Source organism: Candidatus Symbiobacter mobilis CR, from assembly GCF_000477435.1.
GTDB lineage: Bacteria > Pseudomonadota > Gammaproteobacteria > Burkholderiales > Burkholderiaceae_C > Rhodoferax > Rhodoferax mobilis.
On sequence record NC_022576.1, the window covers coordinates 2,343,594 to 2,365,493 of the forward strand.

19 protein-coding genes and 1 pseudogene are annotated in these 21,900 nt (G+C 60.0%); 12 read left to right on the forward strand and 8 right to left on the reverse strand.

Annotated elements, in window-relative coordinates:
• Positions 1 to 26 precede the first annotated feature (26 nt).
• A complete protein-coding gene (gene hemA, locus CENROD_RS09580; RefSeq protein ID WP_022775311.1) occupies positions 27 to 1,292 on the reverse strand; it encodes a glutamyl-tRNA reductase in 1,266 nt (421 codons plus the stop codon).
• A 55-nt stretch (positions 1,293 to 1,347) separates the two neighbouring features.
• Between hemA and CENROD_RS09585 the strand changes: the two genes are divergently transcribed.
• Entirely contained in the window at positions 1,348 to 1,635 is a 288-nt protein-coding gene (locus CENROD_RS09585; RefSeq protein ID WP_022775315.1) for a hypothetical protein, read from the forward strand.
• Positions 1,636 to 1,652: 17 nt separating this feature from the next.
• On the opposite strand, the gene CENROD_RS13950 is transcribed toward CENROD_RS09585, so the two are convergent.
• From CENROD_RS13950 to fliS, 5 genes and pseudogenes are all read right to left on the reverse strand, one after another.
• Positions 1,653 to 1,937 (reverse strand): hypothetical protein, encoded by a 285-nt coding sequence (locus tag CENROD_RS13950; RefSeq protein ID WP_022775319.1) that lies wholly within the window; start codon positions 1,935 to 1,937, stop codon positions 1,653 to 1,655.
• A 9-nt stretch (positions 1,938 to 1,946) separates the two neighbouring features.
• Complete coding sequence (locus CENROD_RS09595; protein WP_022775320.1) at positions 1,947 to 3,029, reverse strand: adenosine kinase; 1,083 nt, start codon at positions 3,027 to 3,029, stop codon at positions 1,947 to 1,949.
• A gap of 2 nt (positions 3,030 to 3,031) precedes the next feature.
• The gene (locus CENROD_RS09600) at positions 3,032 to 3,808 is read right to left on the reverse strand and encodes a ferredoxin--NADP reductase (RefSeq protein WP_022775323.1); all 777 of its coding nucleotides are present in this window, start codon (positions 3,806 to 3,808) and stop codon (positions 3,032 to 3,034) included.
• Between the two features lie 80 nt (positions 3,809 to 3,888).
• Positions 3,889 to 4,188 (reverse strand): flagellar protein FliT, encoded by a 300-nt coding sequence (locus CENROD_RS14385; RefSeq protein ID WP_051360450.1) that lies wholly within the window; start codon positions 4,186 to 4,188, stop codon positions 3,889 to 3,891.
• Between the two features lie 150 nt (positions 4,189 to 4,338).
• Positions 4,339 to 4,704, reverse strand: a pseudogene (fliS, locus tag CENROD_RS14390) (flagellar export chaperone FliS); the annotation flags it as partial.
• A 481-nt stretch (positions 4,705 to 5,185) separates the two neighbouring features.
• Here fliS and CENROD_RS09610 point away from each other — a divergent pair.
• The 11 genes from CENROD_RS09610 to CENROD_RS09660 all read left to right on the forward strand — a co-directional run bounded on the left by CENROD_RS09610 (position 5,186) and on the right by CENROD_RS09660 (position 18,410).
• On the forward strand, positions 5,186 to 5,476 hold the full coding sequence (locus CENROD_RS09610; protein WP_022775333.1) for a co-chaperone GroES: 291 nt from the start codon (positions 5,186 to 5,188) through the stop codon (positions 5,474 to 5,476).
• Positions 5,477 to 5,557: 81 nt separating this feature from the next.
• Positions 5,558 to 7,207 (forward strand): chaperonin GroEL, encoded by a 1,650-nt coding sequence (groL, locus tag CENROD_RS09615; RefSeq protein ID WP_022775337.1) that lies wholly within the window; start codon positions 5,558 to 5,560, stop codon positions 7,205 to 7,207.
• A gap of 417 nt (positions 7,208 to 7,624) precedes the next feature.
• Complete coding sequence (locus CENROD_RS12635) at positions 7,625 to 9,139, forward strand: HD domain-containing phosphohydrolase (protein ID WP_187292295.1); 1,515 nt, start codon at positions 7,625 to 7,627, stop codon at positions 9,137 to 9,139.
• A gap of 141 nt (positions 9,140 to 9,280) precedes the next feature.
• Positions 9,281 to 9,664, forward strand: a complete 384-nt coding sequence (locus tag CENROD_RS09625; protein WP_022775347.1) for a response regulator transcription factor — start codon at positions 9,281 to 9,283, stop codon at positions 9,662 to 9,664.
• Positions 9,661 to 11,295: a hybrid sensor histidine kinase/response regulator gene (locus CENROD_RS09630; RefSeq protein WP_022775351.1), complete on the forward strand. Its 1,635-nt coding sequence runs from the start codon at positions 9,661 to 9,663 to the stop codon at positions 11,293 to 11,295. The genes CENROD_RS09625 and CENROD_RS09630 overlap by 4 nt, the downstream gene beginning before the upstream one ends.
• Before the next feature lie 23 nt (positions 11,296 to 11,318).
• Positions 11,319 to 11,873, forward strand: coding sequence for a chemotaxis protein CheW (locus CENROD_RS09635; protein ID WP_022775355.1), 555 nt, complete (start codon positions 11,319 to 11,321; stop codon positions 11,871 to 11,873).
• Between the two features lie 64 nt (positions 11,874 to 11,937).
• On the forward strand, positions 11,938 to 12,408 hold the full coding sequence (locus CENROD_RS13955; RefSeq protein ID WP_022775358.1) for a hypothetical protein: 471 nt from the start codon (positions 11,938 to 11,940) through the stop codon (positions 12,406 to 12,408).
• Between the two features lie 26 nt (positions 12,409 to 12,434).
• On the forward strand, positions 12,435 to 13,514 hold the full coding sequence (locus CENROD_RS09645) for a methyl-accepting chemotaxis protein (protein ID WP_022775361.1): 1,080 nt from the start codon (positions 12,435 to 12,437) through the stop codon (positions 13,512 to 13,514).
• A 58-nt stretch (positions 13,515 to 13,572) separates the two neighbouring features.
• Positions 13,573 to 14,619 (forward strand): chemotaxis-specific protein-glutamate methyltransferase CheB, encoded by a 1,047-nt coding sequence (gene cheB, locus CENROD_RS09650; protein ID WP_022775363.1) that lies wholly within the window; start codon positions 13,573 to 13,575, stop codon positions 14,617 to 14,619.
• Positions 14,616 to 16,109 carry a CheR family methyltransferase gene (locus CENROD_RS12640; protein WP_022775366.1) on the forward strand — a complete coding sequence of 498 codons (1,494 nt, stop codon included), beginning with the start codon at positions 14,616 to 14,618 and terminating at the stop codon, positions 16,107 to 16,109. The genes cheB and CENROD_RS12640 overlap by 4 nt, the downstream gene beginning before the upstream one ends.
• A 9-nt stretch (positions 16,110 to 16,118) precedes the next feature.
• Positions 16,119 to 18,410, forward strand: coding sequence for a hybrid sensor histidine kinase/response regulator (locus CENROD_RS09660; RefSeq protein ID WP_022775368.1), 2,292 nt, complete (start codon positions 16,119 to 16,121; stop codon positions 18,408 to 18,410).
• Here the strand turns inward: CENROD_RS09660 and CENROD_RS09665 are convergent.
• Together CENROD_RS09665 and CENROD_RS09670 are read right to left on the reverse strand one after the other, a co-directional pair.
• Entirely contained in the window at positions 18,352 to 20,127 is a 1,776-nt protein-coding gene (locus tag CENROD_RS09665; RefSeq protein ID WP_022775370.1) for an AAA family ATPase, read from the reverse strand. The two genes, CENROD_RS09660 and CENROD_RS09665, sit on opposite strands and share 59 nt — an antisense overlap.
• Entirely contained in the window at positions 20,124 to 21,845 is a 1,722-nt protein-coding gene (locus CENROD_RS09670; RefSeq protein WP_022775372.1) for an AAA family ATPase, read from the reverse strand. Before CENROD_RS09670 ends, CENROD_RS09665 begins: the two co-directional genes overlap by 4 nt.
• Positions 21,846 to 21,900: the final 55 nt, after the last annotated feature.

A 21,900-nucleotide genomic window follows, 5' to 3' on the forward strand; every position in this document is an offset into this window, starting at 1 on the left:
GGGGGCGCGGCGCGTGCAGCGCACGCTTAGCGCGTCTTGCGCAGAAAGAATTGCAAGGCAGCGGCTGCGGCGCGCTCGCGCGAGGCAGCGTCGCCGCTACGAAGCTCGGAACGCACGCCGTGGAGCATCTTGCGGCTGAGCCGGTGGGTCAGCGTGGCAAGTGCATCCTCTACGGGAACGCCACGCGCAAGCAGCTTGCGTGCATGGGCCAATTCCTGGTCGCGCCAGGCGTCAGACTGCGCATTGACCTGCTGGATGAAGGGAACCGCGCCACGCTGGTCGACCCAATGCAGGAACCCTTGCACTGCGGCATCGACGATCGCTTCTGCCTGCTCCAACGCTGCCTGGCGGTGGGAACAAGCGCTGCGCACCACCGCGCCGAGGTCGTCGACCGAACAGAGCGTGACACCGGGCAAGGCAGCCACTTCAGGTTCAATGTCGCGGGGAACGGCTAGGTCGAGCAGAAACATCGGTGCCGTGCGCCGGTGTAGACATCGCTGCATGGCGCCTAGTCCGATGATGGGCAGGGTGCTGGCGGTGCAGCTCACCACGATGTCGAATTCGTGCAGGCGCTCGGGCAAGTCAGCCAGGCGCATCACGTCTGCGTCATGGCGGCGGGCCAGCTCTTCCCCGCGAGAGACGGTGCGGTTCGCCACAGCCATGCTGTTGGGGCGGCGTGCGGCAAAGTGGGTGGCGCACAGCTCGATCATGTCCCCGGCGCCGATGAACAGGATGCGCGTGCGCTGCAAGTCGCCCAGGCAGGTTTCGGCCATGCGCACCGCCGCAGCGGCCATGCTGATCGAACGTTCACCGATGCCGGTGGAACTGCGCACCTGCTTGGCTACAGCGAAGGAGCGCTCGAAAAGGTGGCCTAGCGTCGAGCCGATCGTCCCTACGCTGCGGGCGGCGCGAACGGCTTTTTTGAGCTGGCCGAGGATCTGCGGCTCCCCCAGCACCATCGAATCCAGCCCGCTGGCCACGCGAAAGGCATGGCGCACCGCCAACCGATCGCGCAAGGTGTAGGCGTGGGTGCGGAGCGTGTCCGGGGCCATGCCACCGTGGTCGGCCAGCCATGCCAGGGCTGGCTCGGCGTAGGCACCGTCGTCGGCGCCGTAGATTTCCACCCTGTTGCAGGTCGAAACCAGCGCGGCTTCACACTGGCCGGGCAGGGCAGTACGCAAGTCCTGCAAGGCGAGGGGCACTTGCTCCAGCGCCCACGCAAAGCGGCTGCGCACCGCTAGCGGCGCCGTTGTGTGATTGATGCCTACTGCCCATACCGCCGTGGTCGCCATAGTCAGATTCTAAAATTTTGGGTTTTTGGCGAAACAGAGCAATGTAGGCGATTGCATGGGGCTGTATTCCACTATCTTGCATCTGGCGAACTTCCTGGCACCTGCCTTGTGGATGGCGCTGGCGTTCCCCACTATCGCTGCCCTGCTGGGAGGGGCCGCACGTGCTGCTTGGAACGGGCAGGCATGGAAGCGGCAAGTAGGGACGCACCTGCTGCTGGGCAGCGCTGTACTTGTTATGGGCCTGCTGGTGTTGGGGCGCGATGGAAAAATGGCGACGTATCTGGCTCTGGTGATCGTCGGCGCGACGGTGCAGACCGTATTCGGATGTCGGGGGCGGGCATAACGGGGTAGGGATAGGGATCAATCCCCGCCACCACCGTCTCCTCCACCGCCGTCTCCACCATCCCCGCCATCGCCAATGTCCCAATCACCGCAGTCGCCCCAGTCACCTGTATCACAGCCACGGTGGATATAACCACCGATCACCCACCCCGCCCACGTAGCGATGGCAACGATCCCTACGGCATTCCACGTGCCGGCATGTTCTGTTTTGGTGGCAATCGCTGCCATAGTGCAGCAAAACAGCGCGCCAAGAATCTTCCCCAACGTGTAGGGATGCTGGTAAGGATCGGGGTCGGCATTCATACTCGGCGTTTATACCGATAGAGAGCGCTCCACGTCAGCACACACGGCCAGCAACGTCTCCCGCTGCAGCCGGGTTCCGTATTGCGCCACCACCCGGGTTGCGCAGGCGTTGGCCAGGGCTGCGGCTTGCGTGGTGTTGCGGCCGTGGGTCACTGCATACAGAAAAACCCCCGCAAACATGTCCCCCGCCCCGTTGGTGTCGATGGCGCGTACCTTCGGCGCAGGCACTTCGGTGCGCCGGTCGCCTTCGACGACGATGCACCCTTGCGCGGCGCGGGTAATGCACACGGTCTGCGCACACCGGGCAAGCCGGGTGCAGGCTGCGGACAAGTCTTCGCCATCGCACCAGGCGCGGGCTTCGGCTTCGTTGCAGAACAGGTAGCGCAGCGCTCCCGTATCTGCATTGCCCACCATGGCATCCAGCCCTTCGCGGCAGTAGCGGATCATGCTGACGTCGCTGAGCGTCAAGGCCAAATCCACGCCATGTTCCCGTGCCAGTGCACGCCCAGCCAGCACGGCGTCGAGCGCGCTGGGGGAAGATGCCAGGTACCCTTCCATGTAGTAGATGCCAGAACGGGCCAAGGCTTCGGGGTGCAGCGCGTTGCGGTCGATCTGCGCGGACACGCCGAGAAAGGTGCTCATGCTGCGCTCGGCATCGGGGGTGATGAGTACCAGGCAATTGCCGGTCTGCCCCTGGGGCGCACGGGCCAGGTTGCCATCCACGCCATGGGCACGCAAGTCGTTGAGGTAAAAGTCGCCCAAGTCGTCGTCGGCCACGCAACAGGAATAGAACGACCGCCCGCCAAGCTGGGTGAAGGCCACGACGGTATTGGCCGCCGAACCGCCCCCCGCGCAATGCCCGGCTACGCCTTGCAGCAATGCCTGCAATTGCGCCAAGCGGTTTGCATCAATGAGCGCCATCTGCCCTTTGCCGACGCCAGCATCGCGCAATTGCTCTTCGGATACCTCGTACTCGGCATCGACGAGCGCATTGCCGATGGCGTAGAGGTCGTAGCGATTGCCGTGATTGGTGTGATTAGCGTGATCAACGTGATCAACGTGGCTGTCATGGGCTGCGCAGTCTCGATGCATGGTCATTGCTCCACAAAAGCGCGTTCGATGACGAAGTCGCCGGGGCGGGTGGTGTTGCCTTCCAGGAACCCGCGCTTTTCCAATAGCTTTTTGAGGTCTTGCAGAAAGTCCGGGCTGCCGCAGATCATGGCGCGGTCGGTGGCGGGGTCGATGGGCGGCAGGTGCAGATCACTGGCGAGCTTGCCGTTGTCGATGAGCGTGGTGATGCGCCCCTGGTTGCGGAAGGATTCCCGCGTCACCGTGGGGTAGTAGCGCATCTGCTGGGAAACCATCTCTCCGAGGAATTCATGGTCGGGCAGCTCCAGCGTCAGGTAGTCGTGGTACGCCAGTTCCGCCACCTGCCGCACCCCGTGGACGAGCACGACTGTCTCGAATTTCTCGTAGGTTGCGGGGTCGCGGACGATGCTGAGGAAAGGCGCCAGCCCCGTTCCCGTGCCGAATAGGTACAGGTTCTTGCCGGGCAATAGGTAGTCGATCAGCAAGGTTCCCGTGGGTTTCTTGCCCACGACGATGTGATCACCCACCTGAATATGCTGCAAGCGCGAGGTCAAGGGACCGTCGGGCACCTTGATGCTGAGGAATTCGAGGTGATCCTCATAGTTCGCGCTGACGATGCTGTAGGCGCGCAGCAGGGGTTTGCTCCCATCCATGCGCAGCCCGATCATCGTGAAGTGGCCGTTGGAAAAACGCAGCGCGACGTCCCGGGTCGTGGTGAAGCTGAAAAGACGATCCGTCCAGTGGTGGACGCTCAACACGGTTTCATTCAGGTATGCGCTCATGCGGGGCCTTGCAGGGGTCGAAAAAAAAGGGGGGAAGTCTAGAACAGCCCCCCTTGGCCCTTGTCGGGCAGCACCTGCGGTCAATGCAGATACCGTGGTGGCGGCGATTCGGCTGGCTCGGCCTCATTGATCCACGGTTCGGCCAGATAACGAATCTGCGCGTCGTTGGAAAGGATGCGCTGCATGATCCGCGTCTTTTCCGCGCGCTGGTCAGGCAGCAGCGTCTCGTTCTGCGCACGTTCGCGCAGTTGTTCGATCAGGATCGCACACACCCCCTCGTGGCGTGTGACGGTCTCCCAATCCCGCGCTCTGGCGGCTTCGAGCATTTGCCGACTGCTGTCTTCAATGGCCCGGTAATAGTCGATCAATTGCTGTGACATGTCATACCCCTGTGAAACAAGTTTGGCATACACACCCGCGCCGGAGACGTGGGCACCACAAAACTCCCGGAATGCCTGCTTGGCAATCTCGTCTTCGTCCATTCCCACTACGGCGGAGCGGGCCAGTTTGTCTGGGCGGACGGCTTTCCACGCCGTTACCAGCGGCTCAATGAGATCGTGTACCTCTTGCAGGATGGCGGGGTCATTTTTGAGATTCGCCTGGATCAGCCGGAAAATGCAATGGGCATAGACGATGTCCAGGTTCTTGGCCAGATCGCCACCCACGGTTGCATCGACATTGGTTTGCAGGCCCTCGCTAAGGATTTGGATGCACATGTCGATGTGTCGAATCTTCGCGGCGGTATCCCCGCGTTCGATGGCCACCCGTGCTTGGTCGAGCCGATCCAGGAACCCGTCGTACAGCAGGCCCACGACATCGTCGTCGTCTCTGGTGGGGCTGCCCCCACTGGGGCTACCGGGATGGGCCGCCCTGTCTGTGTCGGTTGTCTTGTACATAAAGCACCTTTGGAAATTGGAGAAAGGATGAAGGTCTTATCGGCGTCCCATTCCCCCCTCTTGATTCGATCCATCGTTGCATCACATCCATTTTTCCCTGCTATTTCTGGGCTTTGGGATCATGTGGGGTTGGCATCTCCCCCCGGAAATCAGCACGTGGCACTGTACTACCCCTGCCGTGGCTCGAACTCTGGAAAAAGAGGCGTATTGGGATATCGGTTGGGTATTGCGGTTGGGTATGCGATTGGGTATTGCGGCGTGTGGAATGGGAAAGTCGCGATGGCGGGCTGCAAAAAATTGCTCCCTCCCCCTTGAAAGGCGTGCGCAGGCCCTCAACTTTGGCACTCGCGATAGATGAGTGCTAACACGGCGCGTCGTATTTCGTACAGCGTCGCTCTCTTCGTGTCCACGACGGCACCAAATGTCCCACCTGGGTCTTGCCGCGTGATCGTAAGTACCCCTTTCAACCATAGGAGATTCCATGAAACTTCGTCCCTTGCACGACCGCGTGATCGTCAAACGTGTCGAAAACGAAACCAAAACGGCCTCGGGCATCGTCATTCCCGACAGCGCCGCTGAAAAGCCCGATCAAGGCGAAGTCCTTGCCGTAGGCCCGGGCAAGAAGAACGACAAAGGCGAGCTTGGCGCGATGAGCGTGAAGGTCGGTGACCGCGTGCTCTTCGGCAAATACAGCGGCCAGACCGTCAAGGTCGACGGTGACGAGCTTCTCGTCATGAAAGAAGACGATCTGTTCGCAGTCGTCGAGAAGTAAGCACTCTTGGTATTGTTTTCGCCGTAGCGGCTTCGGTTTGGTACAGCACGGCGTTTTTTTCTCTCCATTTCAGGAAACATCATGGCAGCAAAAGAAGTAATTTTTGGCGGGGAAGCCCGCGCACGCATGGTCGAAGGCGTCAACATTCTGGCCAATGCGGTCAAAGTGACGCTTGGCCCCAAAGGGCGCAACGTCGTGCTCGAACGGTCCTTTGGCGCCCCCACGGTGACCAAAGACGGCGTATCCGTCGCCAAGGAAGTTGAGCTTAAAGACAAGCTCCAGAACATGGGCGCGCAGATGGTCAAGGAAGTGGCTTCCAAGACCTCCGACGTCGCTGGTGACGGCACGACGACGGCGACCGTGCTTGCGCAAGCCATCGTCCGCGAAGGCATGAAGTACGTGGCCGCCGGGATGAACCCGATGGATCTGAAGCGCGGGATCGACAAGGCTGTCGCAGCCTTGGTGGTTGAGCTGAAGAAGGCATCGAAAGCCATCACCACCTCGAAGGAAATCGCGCAAGTCGGCGCTATCTCCGCCAATGCTGACGAAGACATCGGCAAGATCATTGCCGATGCGATGGATAAGGTTGGCAAGGAAGGCGTCATCACTGTCGAAGACGGCAAGTCGCTGGAAAGCGAGTTGGACGTGGTCGAAGGGATGCAGTTCGATCGTGGCTACCTCTCGCCCTACTTCATCAACAACGCCGAAAAGCAATCGGCCATCCTCGAAAACCCCTTTGTTCTGCTTTTCGACAAGAAGATCAGCAACATCCGCGACCTGCTGCCCACGCTGGAACAAGTCGCCAAGGCTGGGCGTCCGTTGCTCATCATTGCCGAAGATGTCGAAGGCGAAGCGCTGGCCACCCTCGTGGTCAACACGATCCGTGGCATCCTGAAGGTCTGCGCCGTCAAGGCCCCCGGCTTTGGTGATCGCCGCAAGGCCATGCTCGAAGACATCGCCATCCTCACCGGCGGCAAGGTCATCGCGGAAGAAGTGGGCCTCACGCTCGAAAAAGTGACCTTGGCTGACCTCGGCTCCGCCAAGCGCATCGAAGTGGGCAAGGAAAACACCATCATCATCGACGGCGCAGGAACCCAAGCCGACATCGAAGCGCGTGTCAAGCAGGTTCGCGTCCAAATCGAGGAAGCAACGAGCGACTACGACCGCGAGAAGCTGCAAGAGCGCGTGGCCAAGCTCGCTGGTGGCGTGGCGGTGATCAAGGTCGGCGCTGCCACCGAAACCGAGATGAAGGAAAAGAAAGCCCGCGTCGAAGACGCCCTGCACGCCACCCGCGCTGCGGTGGAAGAAGGCATCGTCGCCGGTGGTGGCGTTGCCCTGCTGCGCGCCATGCAAGCCGCTGGGCAAATCAAAGGCTGCAATGCCGACCAGGACGCCGGCATCAAGCTCGTGCTCAAAGCCATCGAAGCGCCCCTGCGCGAGATCGTCCACAACGCCGGTGGCGAGGCTTCTGTCGTCGTCAACGCGGTGTTGGCCGGCAAGGGCGACTATGGTTTCAACGCTGCCAGCGATACCTATGGCGACATGATCGAAATGGGGATCCTCGACCCCACCAAGGTCACGCGCACCGCGCTGCAAAACGCTGCATCCGTGGCGTCTCTCATGCTGACGACCGAGTGCATGGTTGCCGAAGCCCCCAAGGATGAATCTGCTGCTGGCGCTGGTGCTGGTGGCGCCGGGGGCATGGGTGGCATGGGCGGTATGGATATGTAATTCCATAGGGCGCAGCCTGCCCCCAACCCCGCAAGAGCTGATGGTTCTTGCGGGGTTTTTTTGTGCCCGGCGTTCCGAAAACCTGGGTTCAGAGTACGCCAAAGTGCCCAAAAGTACCCAACAATGTGCGATGGCATAATGATTTTTCTCTACACGGCGCCGGTTAGAAGTTGGCCCGGAATGGTTCGGAAATGCTTGGAAGCATTGCCCGGACAAGGCCAAATATTGGGCTTTCCATATCAGGATTTCTGGTTTGGAATTCCCATATCGGCAGTGCGCCGTGTTGTGTACCGCTGGCGGGGGTGGCGCGCAAGCTCGCAGGCGGTTCGTGCAAGCCGGTACCAGGGTGCCGGTGGCCATACTGCCAAGGTGGTTGGGCCTGCATCTCGCGTTGTGTCTTCCTCTGGAAATGGCGTCGTGGCTCGGGTCAACCTTGGCAGGTGGATGAGGAAACAGGCGGTCATTCCGCTTATCGCCCGGCTGGCTGAAGAGTTGGGTGTCGGCATTCGTGTCGAAGACGCCCAGGGTGCCTTGCTTTTGGCCACAGGGCCGCAAGCGCAGGCTGCCCCGTGCGTAGTGCAGGCTGTGCAACGATTCCCGGTACGGGTTCGGGACGAAGCCGTTGCGTGGGTCGTCGGCGTTCCCCGTGTAGCCACCATCGCGGCGTTCCTGGAAAAGCTGTTGGAACCAGAATCCGACAAACGCGACCTTGTCGAGGAAACCCTGAGCCGCTACAAGGAAGTCACCCTGCTGTACGACGTGGTTGATCGTGTTACAGCCTGCCTCGACACCCGGGAAGTCGCCCGGATCGTCATCGAGGAAGCGCGGCGGGTCATCCCTTTGAGCAGCATGGCCGTGTTGTTGTGCGCGCCGGAACCCATACCTAACCCCATACCCAGCCTTGCACCCAGCCTTGCACCTACCCCCGCGCATTTGTTGCGGTGCATTGGCCAGTTTGGCCCGGCAATGGTCGATATGTCCACCGGCACCGTCGTGGGCATCCTGCGGGAAGTCTGGCGTACTGGGCGTGCCCAGATCGTTAACGACATCCATTCCAACCTACGGTGGATTGAGGGGGTGGAGGCCGTTGCCTCCCTGATGTGCGCCCCCCTCAAGGCCAAGGATCGCATTGCCGGTGTCGTCTTGATCGGCCACGCCACGCCGATCGCTTACACCTCGGAAGACCTCAAACTCTTCACGACGTTGGCTACCCTTGCAGGCGGCGCCATCGAAAACGCCAGCCTGTACGAACAGCTCCACCACGCCTTCGATTCCACGGTGTATACCCTGGCCGAAACGATCGAAAAGCGCGACCCCTACACCGGCAACCACACCAAGCGCGTCGTCGAATACAGCCTGGCCATTGGCAAAACCTTGGGGCTTTCTGCAGGGGACATGCGCCGCCTGCAAATGGGCGCCGCGCTGCATGACGTGGGCAAGATCGGCGTGCGCGATAGCGTGCTGCTCAAAAATGCCCCGCTGACCGCAGAAGAATTCGAGCAGATCAAACGGCATCCCATCTACGGGGAAGAGATCGTCGCCAACCTTCCCCACCTCCAGCCTGCGATGGCGGGGGTCGTGCAGCATCATGAAAGATACAACGGCACGGGGTACCCGCGTGGGCTGCGAGGAACAGACATCGACATCACCGCCCGGATCATCGCGGTTGCGGACGCCTTCGACGCGATGACCAGCAATCGCCCTTACCGCGATGGGCTGAGCCTCGACGCTGCCTTTGAGGAACTGCGCAAGTATTCGGGGGCGCAGTTCGACCCAGCGGTGGTGGACGCTTTTTTTGCTTCCGACGTCATGGATGCCTTTTTCACCGCGAATGCCCGACGCAAAATTCTTACACCCAGCCGCGCCGCCGCATCCGATTCCGCTTCATCCGGTGGCGTGGTGCCTCCTACCGTAATCCAACCTCTGTTCTAACCCATCTAGGACGTACGCAAAATTGTTCCGGCTAGGCATCCCACGCAGACAGTACCCAGTAGTACGGCAAGTGGGTATCACGATGTCGGGGTGGTTTTGCATACGTCTCACCATAGCAACCCAACCGTTTTAGTGGAACGCATGTCCAAAATCCTGATCGTCGACGACGAACCCTATATCCGTCTGCTGCTGGAACAAGTGCTCGAAACGCTGGAGGACGGAGGGGTGGAAATCATCACCGCGAACAACGGCGAATCCGCCCTGGAAATCATCGCTGCGGAAACGCCGCAGCTCGTCTTCCTCGACGTGATGATGCCGAAGATCAACGGCTTTGACGTGTGTGACCAAGTCAAGCACGCGATGGGGCTCCAGGAGGTCTACATCATCCTGTTGACGGCCAAGGGCCAGGAATTCGACCGGCAAAGGGGAATCGAGGTGGGGGCCGACCAGTACATGACCAAACCTTTCAATCCCGACGAAGTGCTGGCCAAGGCACGCAGCGTCCTGGGGATCGAAGGGCCATGAACGGACTACGCACCAAGATTCTGATCGTCGAGGACGATCCCTTCGTGCAAGGGATGTTGTCGTCCATCCTCGAATCCGCCGGGTACGACACCACGTTGGCCGACAACGGCCAAGCCGCTCTGGAACGATGCATGTGCGACTCCACGATCGATTTGGTCGTGTCCGATGTCAACATGCCCATCATGGACGGCATCCAGTTGATCAAGGAGATTCGCAAGCACGGAATGGAAGTGCCGATCATCATGGTGACGGGGGTCAGCAGCATTTCCGTCGCCGTCGATGCTTTGAGTAGCGGCGCCATCGACTACGTCCTCAAGGATGAAGGCGTCGAGGAAACGATCGTCATCACGGTCAAGCGTGCGCTGGCCAAGCACCAGCTCAAGCTACAGAACATGCAACTCTTGGCTGATTTGGCCAAGAAAACGACTGAGCAGGAAAACACACTTTCCTCGTTGACAGCCATCATCCAAAACATGCCCGACGGTCTGCTCGTCACGGATACCCACGCTCACATCACGCTCGTCAATCCCGCTTTGGGGAAGATGTGTGGCATCAACGCGACCAGCCTGATCGGCCATCACTGTTTGGAAGTGTTGCAGGGGAACCTGGCGCCACTGGCCGAGATGGCGGCCTCCGCAGCAGATCACCCCGCCGCAGTGCAACTGGAGCTGCCGAACGGCAATACCGGTTCTGCGGTGGCTGCGCCGATTCGCAAACGATACAGCGCTTGCGGCAACCCCGATGCCTTGTTGGGAAGCCTGGTCATCATTCGCGATGTGACGACGGAAAAGGAAGTCGAGCGGATGAAGAACGACTTCCTCTCGACCGTTTCGCACGAATTGCGCACCCCATTGACCTCGGTGCTCGGTTTTACAAAAGTCATTCGCAAAAAGCTCACTGAGGTCATCTTCCCTCAGCTTTCCCAGGATGATGCCAAAACGACGCGAGCCGTGCAGCAGATCGTGGGCAATATGGAAATCATCATTGCCGAAGGGGAAAGGCTGACCGTGCTGATCAACGACGTGCTCGACCTGTCCAAGATGGAGGCAGGCAAGATCGAGTGGAAGTTCCAGCAGGTATGCATTGTTGACGTGCTCGAACACGCTATCGCAGCGACGGCAGCGATTTTTGAGAACAAAGGTATCCCCATCGTTCGGGATTTCACCGCCGGATTGCCTACCGTCGAGTGTGACCGCGACCGCATCGTCCAGGTTCTCATCAACCTGCTTTCGAACGCAATCAAGTTCACGGACAAAGGGGCAGTCACCGTCCACGTCCGCCAGGGCACTGCTGCGGACCTCCTCCCTGCCGACCTCGCCGATCCTGCCAACCCTGCCGAACCCCATCCGGATTTGGGGGCAGATTTGGGTGATTTCCTGCTGGTGTCTGTCAGCGATACCGGCGTGGGCATCGCCGAAAAAGATTTCCGCAATGTCTTTGAAAAGTTCAAGCAAGTGGGCGATACCTTGACCGATCGCCCCAAAGGCAGTGGCCTGGGGTTGCCCATTTGCAGGCAAATCGTTGAATACCACGGGGGCAGGATCTGGGTCGAGAGCTGCATGGGCCAAGGCAGCACTTTCGCTTTCGCCTTGCCGCTGCATATCCAACATTCCCCCCCCCTCACCGCGTGACCCTCCCGCACATGGAGCAGCCTATGTCCCTGGAATCCGCCCCCCTCGACAAAAACCTCGACGACCCCCTCGGCGCGCCCCTCAAAAGCCAGCGCGTGCTCGATGAAGTCAAGCAACGGCAACGGCGCCGCAGCATCGTCGATGTCGAAGAGGAGCGCGTCAAGGTCGTGATCGTGTCGTGTGGAACGGGCCGGTATGCCTTTGGCGGGGCAGACATTCGGGAAGTGCTTCCTCCCAGCCCCATCTCTTGGGTTCCGGGGCTGCCTGCGTACCTGCCTGGGCTGATCAACGTTCGAGGCGACGTCGAATCCGTCGTGGACCTCGGGCACTTCGTCGAGGAACGCCAAGGCGCTCCCGATGACGCCATGGTGCTCATGGCCGAACGGGGAGATTTCCGCACGGGGGTGCTCATCGACGCCATCGACGATGTGGTCGATGTTCCCGTCGGAACGATCGGCCCGCCGCTGGGGACCTTGCAGGGCGCCACGCGGGAATTGGTCAGCGGTACCTTGTCTTACGCCGGGGCAAGCATCCCGGTGCTCGATGTGGGCAAATTGGCTGCATTGATCGTGGTGTGAATGTGCCTTTGTTTGGTCTGCCTTGTCTCCATCTGCTTTGTCCTACCGTGATCGATAGCGCTGTATGTCCCCTCCCGCCACCCTTCATCTGCTGCTGTGTACGGTGAACGGCGTTGCGTTCGGCTTCGATGTCGAGCACGTCACTGCCATAGCCGTGCCGGAAGCTGGTGTTGCGCCATGCCGGTTGCTGGGCATGTTGGGCGTGCAGGATGGGGCCGCAGGGCGCCCTGCGTTATCCACAACGTCCTTCGTGCTGTCTACCCGCACCCGCGATGGGATTCGTCCTATTGCAGTCGATGACCTCGAAGACATTGGGGAAGTCGATATGGCCCAGCTTCGCCCCTTGCCGGCTACCGTCGAACCCCTGGCATTGCGTACGGGAATCTGGGCCGTCTGGCTCCGTGGCCCCCGTATGGTGTTCCTGCTCGACCCCCTGCGCTGGGCAGCGACGCCGCCTGCCGCGCCTACTTCGCCAGCCCCATCCTCCGCCGAACCATCTTCCCCATCCTCGCCATCCTCCCCATCCCTTTTGTGACCCCTCCCCTGGAAAGAGAGCACGCCGTGAAACTGTCCGCTTTGTCCCTGTTTACCGCCGCCATCGTTGCCGTACTGGTCCTGACTGCCTACCTGGCCGTGACCGACCGGATTTGTGACACGACGACTTGGGCGCTCGTCGCCGCTGCGGTGTCTTCGTTTGTCACCTTGCTCGTCGTGCGGGGGGTGCTAGCCCCCACGGTACACCTCGTTGACGGCATGTCCGACAAGATCCATACCCACGCGGATGCCATCGCCAAAAGCATGGATCAACAATCCGGCGTATCTGCGCAGTTGTCGAGTTCCGTCGTCGAAATCTCTTCGACGATGGAGGAGTTTTCTTCCACCGCAGCGCATATCGCCCAGCACAGCCACAGCGTCGTCGAGCGCGCTGACAAAACGCTCGAAGACACGAAAGTCGGCGCTGCCGAGGTGGAAAACCTGACCTTCAAGATCAACGACATCAGCCAGACGATCCAGGCCAACCTGACCGAAATCGTCGAGCTGGGGCAAAAGTCCAAGGAGATCAACAAGGTCAAGGAGATCATCAACAACATCGCCAATCAGACCAAGCTGATTGCCTTCAACGCCGCCCTGGAAGCAGCCAGCGCCGGGGAAGCAGGCAAGCGCTTCGGCGTCGTCGCCGTCGAAATCCGCAGGCTGGCCGATAGCGTCGTCGAATCGACTGCGGAGATCGAAGGCAAGATCACAGAAATTCTGGACTCGGTCAATCGGCTCGTGATGTCTTCGGAGAAGAGCTTTCAATTGATCCAGGAAGGGCAGGAGTACGCCTCCCGCACGGTGGCCCTGCTGATCGAGAGCCTTGATGGCGTCGACGAAACCGCTAGCGCTGCCCGGCAGATTTCCCTGTCCACCCAGCAGCAGCAAATCGCCAGCAGCCAGGTCTTTTTGGCGCTCAAGCACATCGAACAGGGGGTGCGGCAGTCCAGCGACTCCTTGCAAGAAACGACCGGCGCCACCGAGGAAATGCTGGCCCTCTCGCAGCAATTGCGTGACCTGGTATCCAAGCTCCGCTTCAAGGTAGGCAAGCCTTCCGGGGCGTCTACAGCGTCGGTGGAGACGGTGCCTACCGCGCCTGCGGCCTGATTCCGGCGCGTTGCCCCATGCATGTTCTCGCCCCTTCCTCCGATCCGTTCTGCCAGTTATGACCAAGTCCAAGAACCCTCTGCGCGTCCTTCTGGTCGACGACAGTCCGCTGATTCGCGACATCCTGCGCGACATCCTAGAGTCCGAACCCGATATCCAAGTCATTGGTGAAGCCGGAGATGGCAAGGAGGCCATCGCCAAGGTGGGCGAACTGCAACCCGACCTGGTGACGATGGACATCGAAATGCCCGTCATGGGCGGGTTGGAGGCCATTGAGCAGATCATGGCCAAGCACCCCGTTCCGATTCTGGTTGTCACGGCGCTGACCGGGGTGCGCATGGCATTCACTGCGGTATCGAAGGGGGCGCTCGACGTCATCGAAAAGCCCGACATCTCGATCGTCAATACGCAGAACCTGATCCGCAAAATTCGGCGGCTGGCCATCGTCGATGTCCATGCGCACTTGCGTGCGATGAAACCCCAGCCCAAGCCTGCTGTGGCCACGCCCGTAGCCACGCCGCAGGCTGGTGGTCGCCCCGGCATTGTGGCCATCGCTGCATCGACGGGCGGGCCTCATGCCATCCACAACATCCTGGCGCAATTGCCGGGCACGTTCCCCGTTCCCATCGTCATCGCACAGCACATTGCCGACGGCTTTACCGAAGGGATGGTCGAGTGGCTCGATGCCGTCACTCCTTTGCATGTGCGTGTCGCTCGCCACGGTGAGGTGCTGATGCCGGGCAACGTGTACGTCAACCCCGCCGAGCATTCGATGATCGTGACCCGCCAGAGCACGATCATCCTGGGAGATCGGGATCAGCGCAAGCCCTACAACCCTTCTTGCGATGCGTTGTTGTCTTCCGTGGCGGCCTCGTTTCGCGAACGCAGCCTGGGGTTGATCATGAGCGGGATGGGTGACGACGGTGTCGCAGGCATGCAGAGCATCCGCGCCCACCATGGCATCACCCTCGCGCAGGACGGCAAAAGCTCGGTGGTTTTTGGCATGAATGCCGTGGCAATCCAGAAGGGATGCATCGACAACGTCGTCGTGCTGGCGAATCTCCCAGCCGAACTATTGCGCCTGGTTGTCGGCAGTCGGCAATGAGCCGTGCATCGTCCGATTGCCGGGATCGCGCAATCGATCTGCGGTCGTTCAAGGAACTGCTGTTGCAGTCCATCGGCCATACCTTCGACAACGAGCGCGAACATGCCCTGGGCAGCGCCATTTGCCGACGCATTGATGCGTTGGGCCTGCCCCACCACGAAGGCTACTACGCACGCTTGCAGCGCGACCCCGCCGAGTTGCGCAGGCTTTGCGAACTGTTGACCGTCAACGAAACGTACTTTTTCCGCGAGCATGCGCACCTGGAGCTGGTGATCGATTTGCTTGCGCACATGGTGTCCCGGCGCCACAAGACCAGGCTGCGCATCCTGAGCGCGGGGTGCTCGACCGGGGAAGAACCCTACTCGGTGGCGATGCTTCTGCGCGAGCGCTTTGGCATCGACAGCACCGTGCTTTTCGATGTCGTCGGCGTCGATGTCGATTCGGGCGCCATCGCGACGGCACAGCACGGCGTGTATGGGGAGGTATCTTTTCGGGGATCGCACGAAGCCTTTTTGCATCGCTATTTCCGCCCCAGTGGCGAACGGCAGTACCGCATCGATGAATCCTTGCGCAAGCAGGTGCGGTTCGAGGTCGTCAACCTGCTCGATGCGCTGTACCCGGAGTCGATTGCATCCCCCGACGTGATCCTCTATCGCAACGTGTCGATTTACTTCCCCACTCCGTTGCAACAGCAAATTTTTCGGCAGCTTGCCGATGCACTTTGTGATGGGGGGTATCTGGTCGTCGGCGCTGCGGAGACGATGCACCACGACGCAGGCGTGCTCTCGCTCATTCAGCATGGTTCGCTGTTTGTCTATGGCAAAGGCAGCCACGCTTGGCCGACCTCACGACGCCCTACAACCATGGCGCATCGCGTGGCGCATCCCCCGCTGCCGATTCCTGTGGTCGATACCCCCCTATCTGTCCCAGCGGCTCCTGCCGTGGTCGTCGATGCAGGCAAAGACTCTTGCAGAGACCTTGGCAAAGATCCGTGCATAGACTTGTATGCACGCGCCGAGGAACTGGCCGCGCAACGGCGCACGGATGCCGCGCTTGATGTGCTGGGTAGCCTGCTGGGAGAGAACCCCTCCCACGCCCCGGCCCAAGTGCTGCGTGCGGGCTTGCTCGTCGATGCCGCCCGCTTCGACGAAGCCTGCGCAGCCTGCCTGCACGCGCTGGACGCACAGCTCGTCGATGCCCGGATCTACCTGATGCTGGGGCTGGCCTTGCGCCACCAAGACGCAGAAGCTGCCCTGGATCGTTTTCGCCAGGCGCTGTATCTGGATTCCGGGTGCTGGCCGGCGCAGTTTTTCGCGGCAGAGATCCACCACACCCAGGGGGATCGCCAGCGTGCCCGCAGCGCCTACACCACCGTATTGCGTGTCCTGGAAACCGGCTCGCCAAGCCCTGCGCAAGCGCTGGTCGTTCCTGCGTTCTCCACAGCGCATTTCGCCACGATTTGCCGCCACAAACTGTCCCTTCTCCTCTGAAATCCCGCCATGGCTTTTGACCATTCGAAATTCATCGCACGCTTCGTCGAGGAGGCCGGTACCCACTGCGCCCGGATCAGCGAGGGGTTGCTCAACCTCGACAAGACGCCGCAAGACCCGGAAGTGCTGCACGGCCTGTTCCGCTCCGCGCACACGATCAAAGGCTCGTCCCGGATGATCAAGATCACCGGAGTCAGCGAACTGGCGCACAAGATGGAAGACGTGCTCGACGCCGCACGCAGCGGCAAGATCGCGCTGACTTCCGCGCTCACCGACGTGTTGTTCCGTGCGGTGGACGCACTCACGGCCATGCTGGCCAAAGTCAAGGGTGGGGATATCGCCACCCCAGCGCCAGCGGAAGTCTGCCAGGCGCTGGCCGACGCCGCCACAGCCTCGGCAATAGACCCCGCGACGCAGGGCGCGCCTGCCGCTCCACCCGCCACGGCAGCGCCCGAAGCCCCTGTAGCGCCAACCGTTGCGGCACCCGCGCCTGCCGCTGCTGCCGTACCCCCGCCTGCATCCGCTGCCAGCGCCGCGCCGCCAGCCCCCACTGCGCATGTTCCGAAAGCACCGACGGCAGAGTACCTGCGGGTCCACGCCGCCAAGCTCGACGACCTGGTTCGGCTCATGGGTGAGATCGTCTCCGAGCACGGGCGCCACCGTAGGCAGTTGCGCAAGCTGTGCGACCTGGAGCGCCAGCTTGCGCGCCATATCGTGGATATATCAAAAGCGCTGGAGTCTTCGGGCGGCGGTGTCGACAAAAGTCCGAACCCGGGCAACGCCGAGCTGGCCACCACGATGCAAGGGCTGCACGCCCGCCTACACCAGATGGTGCGCGGCCTGAGCGACGCAAGCCTGGTGCGTGACCACCTCGTCACCGGCTTGCAAGACACCTCGCTGCGCTTGCGAATGCAGCCTTTATCGACCGTGTTCGACCCCCTGCGGCGCACCGTGCGCGACTTGGCACACGAATGCGGTAAGGATGTGGAATTCCTCGTCGATGGCGGGGAAACCGAGTTGGACCGCAAGATCATCGACCGCATCGGCGATTCGCTCGTGCATCTGATCCGCAACGCGCTCGACCACGGCGTGGAAAGCGTCGAAGAACGGCAGGCAGCCAACAAGACCCCCAAAGGCCGCATCACGCTCTCCGCCTGCTATGACAGTGGTTGCGTCGTCATCGCCATGGCCGACGACGGACGGGGGATCGATATCGAGCGGATTCGCGACAAGGCTGCCTCCAAACGCTTGTTTGCGCCCGAAGAACTGGCAACGATGCCCCGTGCAGCAATCATCGACCTCATCTTTCTGCCTGGATTCAGCACCAGTCCGATCATCACGGACATCTCTGGGCGTGGGGTGGGGATGGACGTGGTGCGCAAAAACATTGCCGAAGAGCTGCGGGGGACGATCACCGTGGAGAGCGCCCCAGGGCAGGGAACGACGTTCCTGTTGCGCCTGCCGCTGCATTTGGCGGTGTTTTCGCTGTTCTTTTTCAGCGCCGCCGGGCGCGTTTGCGCACTGCCCAAAATTTCGCTGGTCGAGATGTACTCCACCGACCGCAGCGAAATCATCGACATCGTCCACCGCCGTGCGATTCGGTTGCGCGAGCAGATCATCCCGGTCGAAAACGTCGACGCACTCATCGGGCTGGAGCAGGATGCACCGCAGGCGCCGGGCAGTGGCGAGGTGCTGATTGCCATGGTGCGCAATGGCGAAGAAAAACTCGGGTTGATCGTCGACGACATCATTGGCTGCGAAGACATGGTCGTCAAACCTCTGCCCCCGCATTTGCGCAAGCACCGCCTTGTCGCTGGCGTCACGGTCGGGGAACAGGATCAGCTCATCAATGTGTTGCACGTGCCGGAACTCTTTCGGCTTGCGCGCGAAATCCGGCAACCCGCCCCCCGCGCCCAAGCTCCCGAGGTAGCAACGCCGCAGCGCGTGCTCGTCGTCGACGACTCGATCAACACCCGAGAAATCGAAAAAAGCATCCTCGAAGCCTACGGCTACGACGTCACCCTGGCCGAAGACGGCGAAGATGGCTGGGACAAAACCCGCAGTACCCTGTTCGACTTGGTCATCACCGACGTCGAAATGCCCCGGCTCGATGGCTTCTCCTTTACCGAACGCCTACGCGCCGACGAACAATACCGCCGGATTCCGGTCATCATCGTTACCTCCCGCGAGAAAGAGGAAGACAAGCGCCGGGGCATCCAGGTCGGCGCGAATGCCTATATCGTCAAAGGGAGTTTTGATCAGTCCAATCTGATCGAGACGGTGCGGAATTTGCTGGGGTAAGTGATGCGTGTGCGTGAGGCTCCACCACCTCCACGCGCTCCCCGTCCGTCAACATCAGCCAGCAATGCAGCTTGGCCATTGCCGCAATCTCCGGCAAGGCACGGTACGTGGCGATTTGTTCCAGCCCTTCTTGCCGCTTGGCCTCCCACCCCGCTTCGCCATCTTGTTTCTTGGCGTACTTGAGTTCGATCAAATGCTGCCCGGCCAGTTCAAATGGGCTGCGTTCGCGTAACAACACATCGGGGTAGCGCCGGTTCACCTCGGGTTCGCTCTGCAAAAACCAGACGGAAGTCTGAAACAGTAGCGTGATCAGGATGACTTTGAGGTGCTTTTCATCCATGCGAATGCTGTCACGGTTCGATAGATGGCGCAATACGCGCTCCAACTGGGCACGCAGGGGTTCGATATTGTTGGAGCCGGACAAGGCATAGAGCGCATCGGCCAATTCGTGCATCGGCAATACCAATTGATTGCGCCGCTCCAATTCCACAAGGAAATACTGAAAGTACAGCTCGCGAATCACATGATTCGGGATTGCATACCGCATCCGATCCGACTGGGCGGAGACCAGCGAAGCAAAACCGACGTATGCGAGCAAGCTGATGAAGTCATCGCGGCCAAAGGCTTTATCCAAGTCAAAACGCCGCTGTTGCTGGGCTATGACTTCGCCTTCGGTGACTAATGCTTCGAGCACGCGGTAGTTGTCTTCGGGGTTGCCAATAGCAAACAGCGCCAGCAGCTTGCCGTAGTCGGAGGCAATGTTTTCGTCAAGCATCCGATCCGGGTAGGCACAGGCTTTGCGGTCGAACTTCTTCGCAAAGTAGAGCACCATATCGGAGTTGTAGATGGTGTGGCACCTGCGGTGAAAGCGATACCCGTTGTACCAATGGGTTACGTCTTCCATCACCGCATCGGCATGTAGTTTGCAACCCTCTACCAAGGGCCGAATCAACGCCAACGTTTCCTCACGAGTAAAGCCCAGGATGTCGTGAAAGTCTTCCTCAAAAGTCAGGTTCTCCGCGATGTTGAACCCGCTGGTCAGACTATCGAGCATGATGGCGGTGACACCGGTAATAAAAAACCGGTCAATGGTTCCCGCCTGCGTTGCGGATTTGATCGTTTCATAAAAACTGCGAACGAATCCGCCTTTGCCGACGGCAGAGCGAAAGGCATCAAGGTCTTCGGCAAGCAGGCTATTGGCAAAGTGGTCGTATTCGTCGATCAGCAGTAAGAGCTTGTGGCCAGAACGCGAGATGTACTGGCACAGCAGCGTGATCTGTTCTTGTGGAGAAGGCAGCCGACGCAATACGTCCTGGGCAGATTCCGGATAACCATAGCGTTCCAGGAAGTTGATCGCGGGCAAAGTTACTTTGGACGTGAACCCCCGCCGCAAGGTATCGATGCCATTGCCGGTTTCGATCCCGCTGAAATCGAGCACCAGAACTTGGTAGGCATTGGCCAGCGGAGTGGGGTGCCTGCCAATGTGCAGCTTGCCAAATAGCGCATCGAATTCCGGCTTGCGAAGCTGGTCGTAGTAGTGCTCCAGCATCGACAAAAACAGGCTTTTGCCAAAGCGGCGCGGGCGCATCAAGACGTGGTAGCTGCCATGCGCTTCGAGCTGGGCAATGTAGTTCGTGCGATCTACGTAAAAATGGCCTTCAGTAATCAATTTGTGGAAATTGCTCAGGCCGTAGGGGAGTTTGGGTAGCGTGGTCATGATTCTTGGCTCATGGGGACTGCCATCACCTCGACCCTTTCCCCGTCCGTCAACATCAGCCAGCAATGCAGCTTGGCCATTGCCGCAATCTCCGGCAATGCATGGTACGCGGCGATTTGTTCCAGACCTTCTTGCCGCTTGGCCTCCCACCCCGATTCGCCATCTTGTTTCTTGGCGTATTTCAATTCGATCAAATGCTGCCCGGCAAGCTCAAAAGGGCTGCGTTCGCGCAATAGCACATCGGGGTAGCGGCGGTTGACTTCAGGTTCGCTCTGCAAAAACCAGACGGAAGTCTGAAACAACAGCGTGATCAGGATGACTTTGAGGTGTTTTTCATCCATGCGAATGCTGTCGCGGTTCGAGAGGTGGCGAAGCACGCGCTCCAACTGGGCACGCAGGGGTTCGAGGTTGTTGGCGCGGTACAAGGCTCGCAAAGCGTCCCGCACTTCCCAGATCGGCAGATCGACGTTATTGCGCCGCTCCAATTCCACAAGGAAATACTGAAAGTACAACTCGCGAATCACATGGTTCGGGATTGCATAGCGCATATCGTTCCCATCTCCCCCGGCAAGAGAAGCAAAGCCCACATACGCCAGCAAGCTAATGAAGTCATCGCGCCCAAAAGTTTTGTCGAGATCAAACCGGCGCTGTTGCTGGGCGATGACTTCGCCTTCCGTCACCAGCGCTTCGAGCACGCGGTAGTTGTCTTCGCGGTCGCCAATAGCAAACAGCGCCATCAGCTTGCCGTAGTCGGAGGCAATGTTCTCGTCCAGCATCCGGTCTGGGTAGGCACAGGCTTTGCAATCAAAGTTATCCGCAAAGTACAACACCATGTCGGAGTTGTAGATGGTGTGGCACCTGCGATGAAAGCGATATCCGTTGTACCAATGGGTTACGTCTTCCATCATCGCTTCGGCATCCAGCTTGCAGCACTCCGCCAAGGGGCGAATCAGCGACAACGTTTCCTCGCGGGTAAAGCCCAGAATATCGTGAAAATCTTCCTCGAAAGTCAGGTTCTTGGTGATATTGAATCCACTCGTCAGGCTATCGAGCATGATGGCGGTGACACCGGTAATAAAAAACCGGTCAATGGTTCCCGCCTGCGTTGCGGATTTGATCGTTTCATAAAAACTGCGTACAAACCCACCTTTGCCAACGGCAGAGCGAAAAGAATCCAAGTCTTCGGCAAGCAGGCTATTGGCAAAGTGGTCGTATTCGTCGATCAGCAGTAGGAGCTTGTGGCCGGAGTCGGCAACGCACGCGAACAGCTCGGACAGTTTGCCCTGCGGCAGAGGATGTTGGCGGACGGCTGTCATCACAGCCTGCGGGTATCCATAGCGTTGGAGGCAACGCAGCACTCCGTATTCGACCTTGTGCGCAAAACCCTGCAACAGAATGTCCTGTCCCCGCGAGGTATCGATCCCACTGAAATCGAGCACCAGCACCTGGTAGGTATTGGCCAGCGGAGTAGGGTGCCTGCCCACATGCAGCTTGCCAAATAGCGCATCGAATTCCGGCTTGCGAAGCTGGTCGTAGTAATGCTCCAGCATCGACAAAAACAGGCTTTTGCCAAAGCGGCGCGGGCGCATCAGGACGTGATAGCGGCCATGCGCTTCAAGTAGGGCGATGTAGCCGGTGCGGTCTACGTAGAAATAGTCTTCCAGAGCGACTTGCCGGAAATTACTCAGGCCGTAGGGGAGTTTGGGTAGCGTGCTCATCGAAAACTCGTACTGGTTGGAAACCCCGCTCTTCAGTGCGGTAAGAACCTCTATT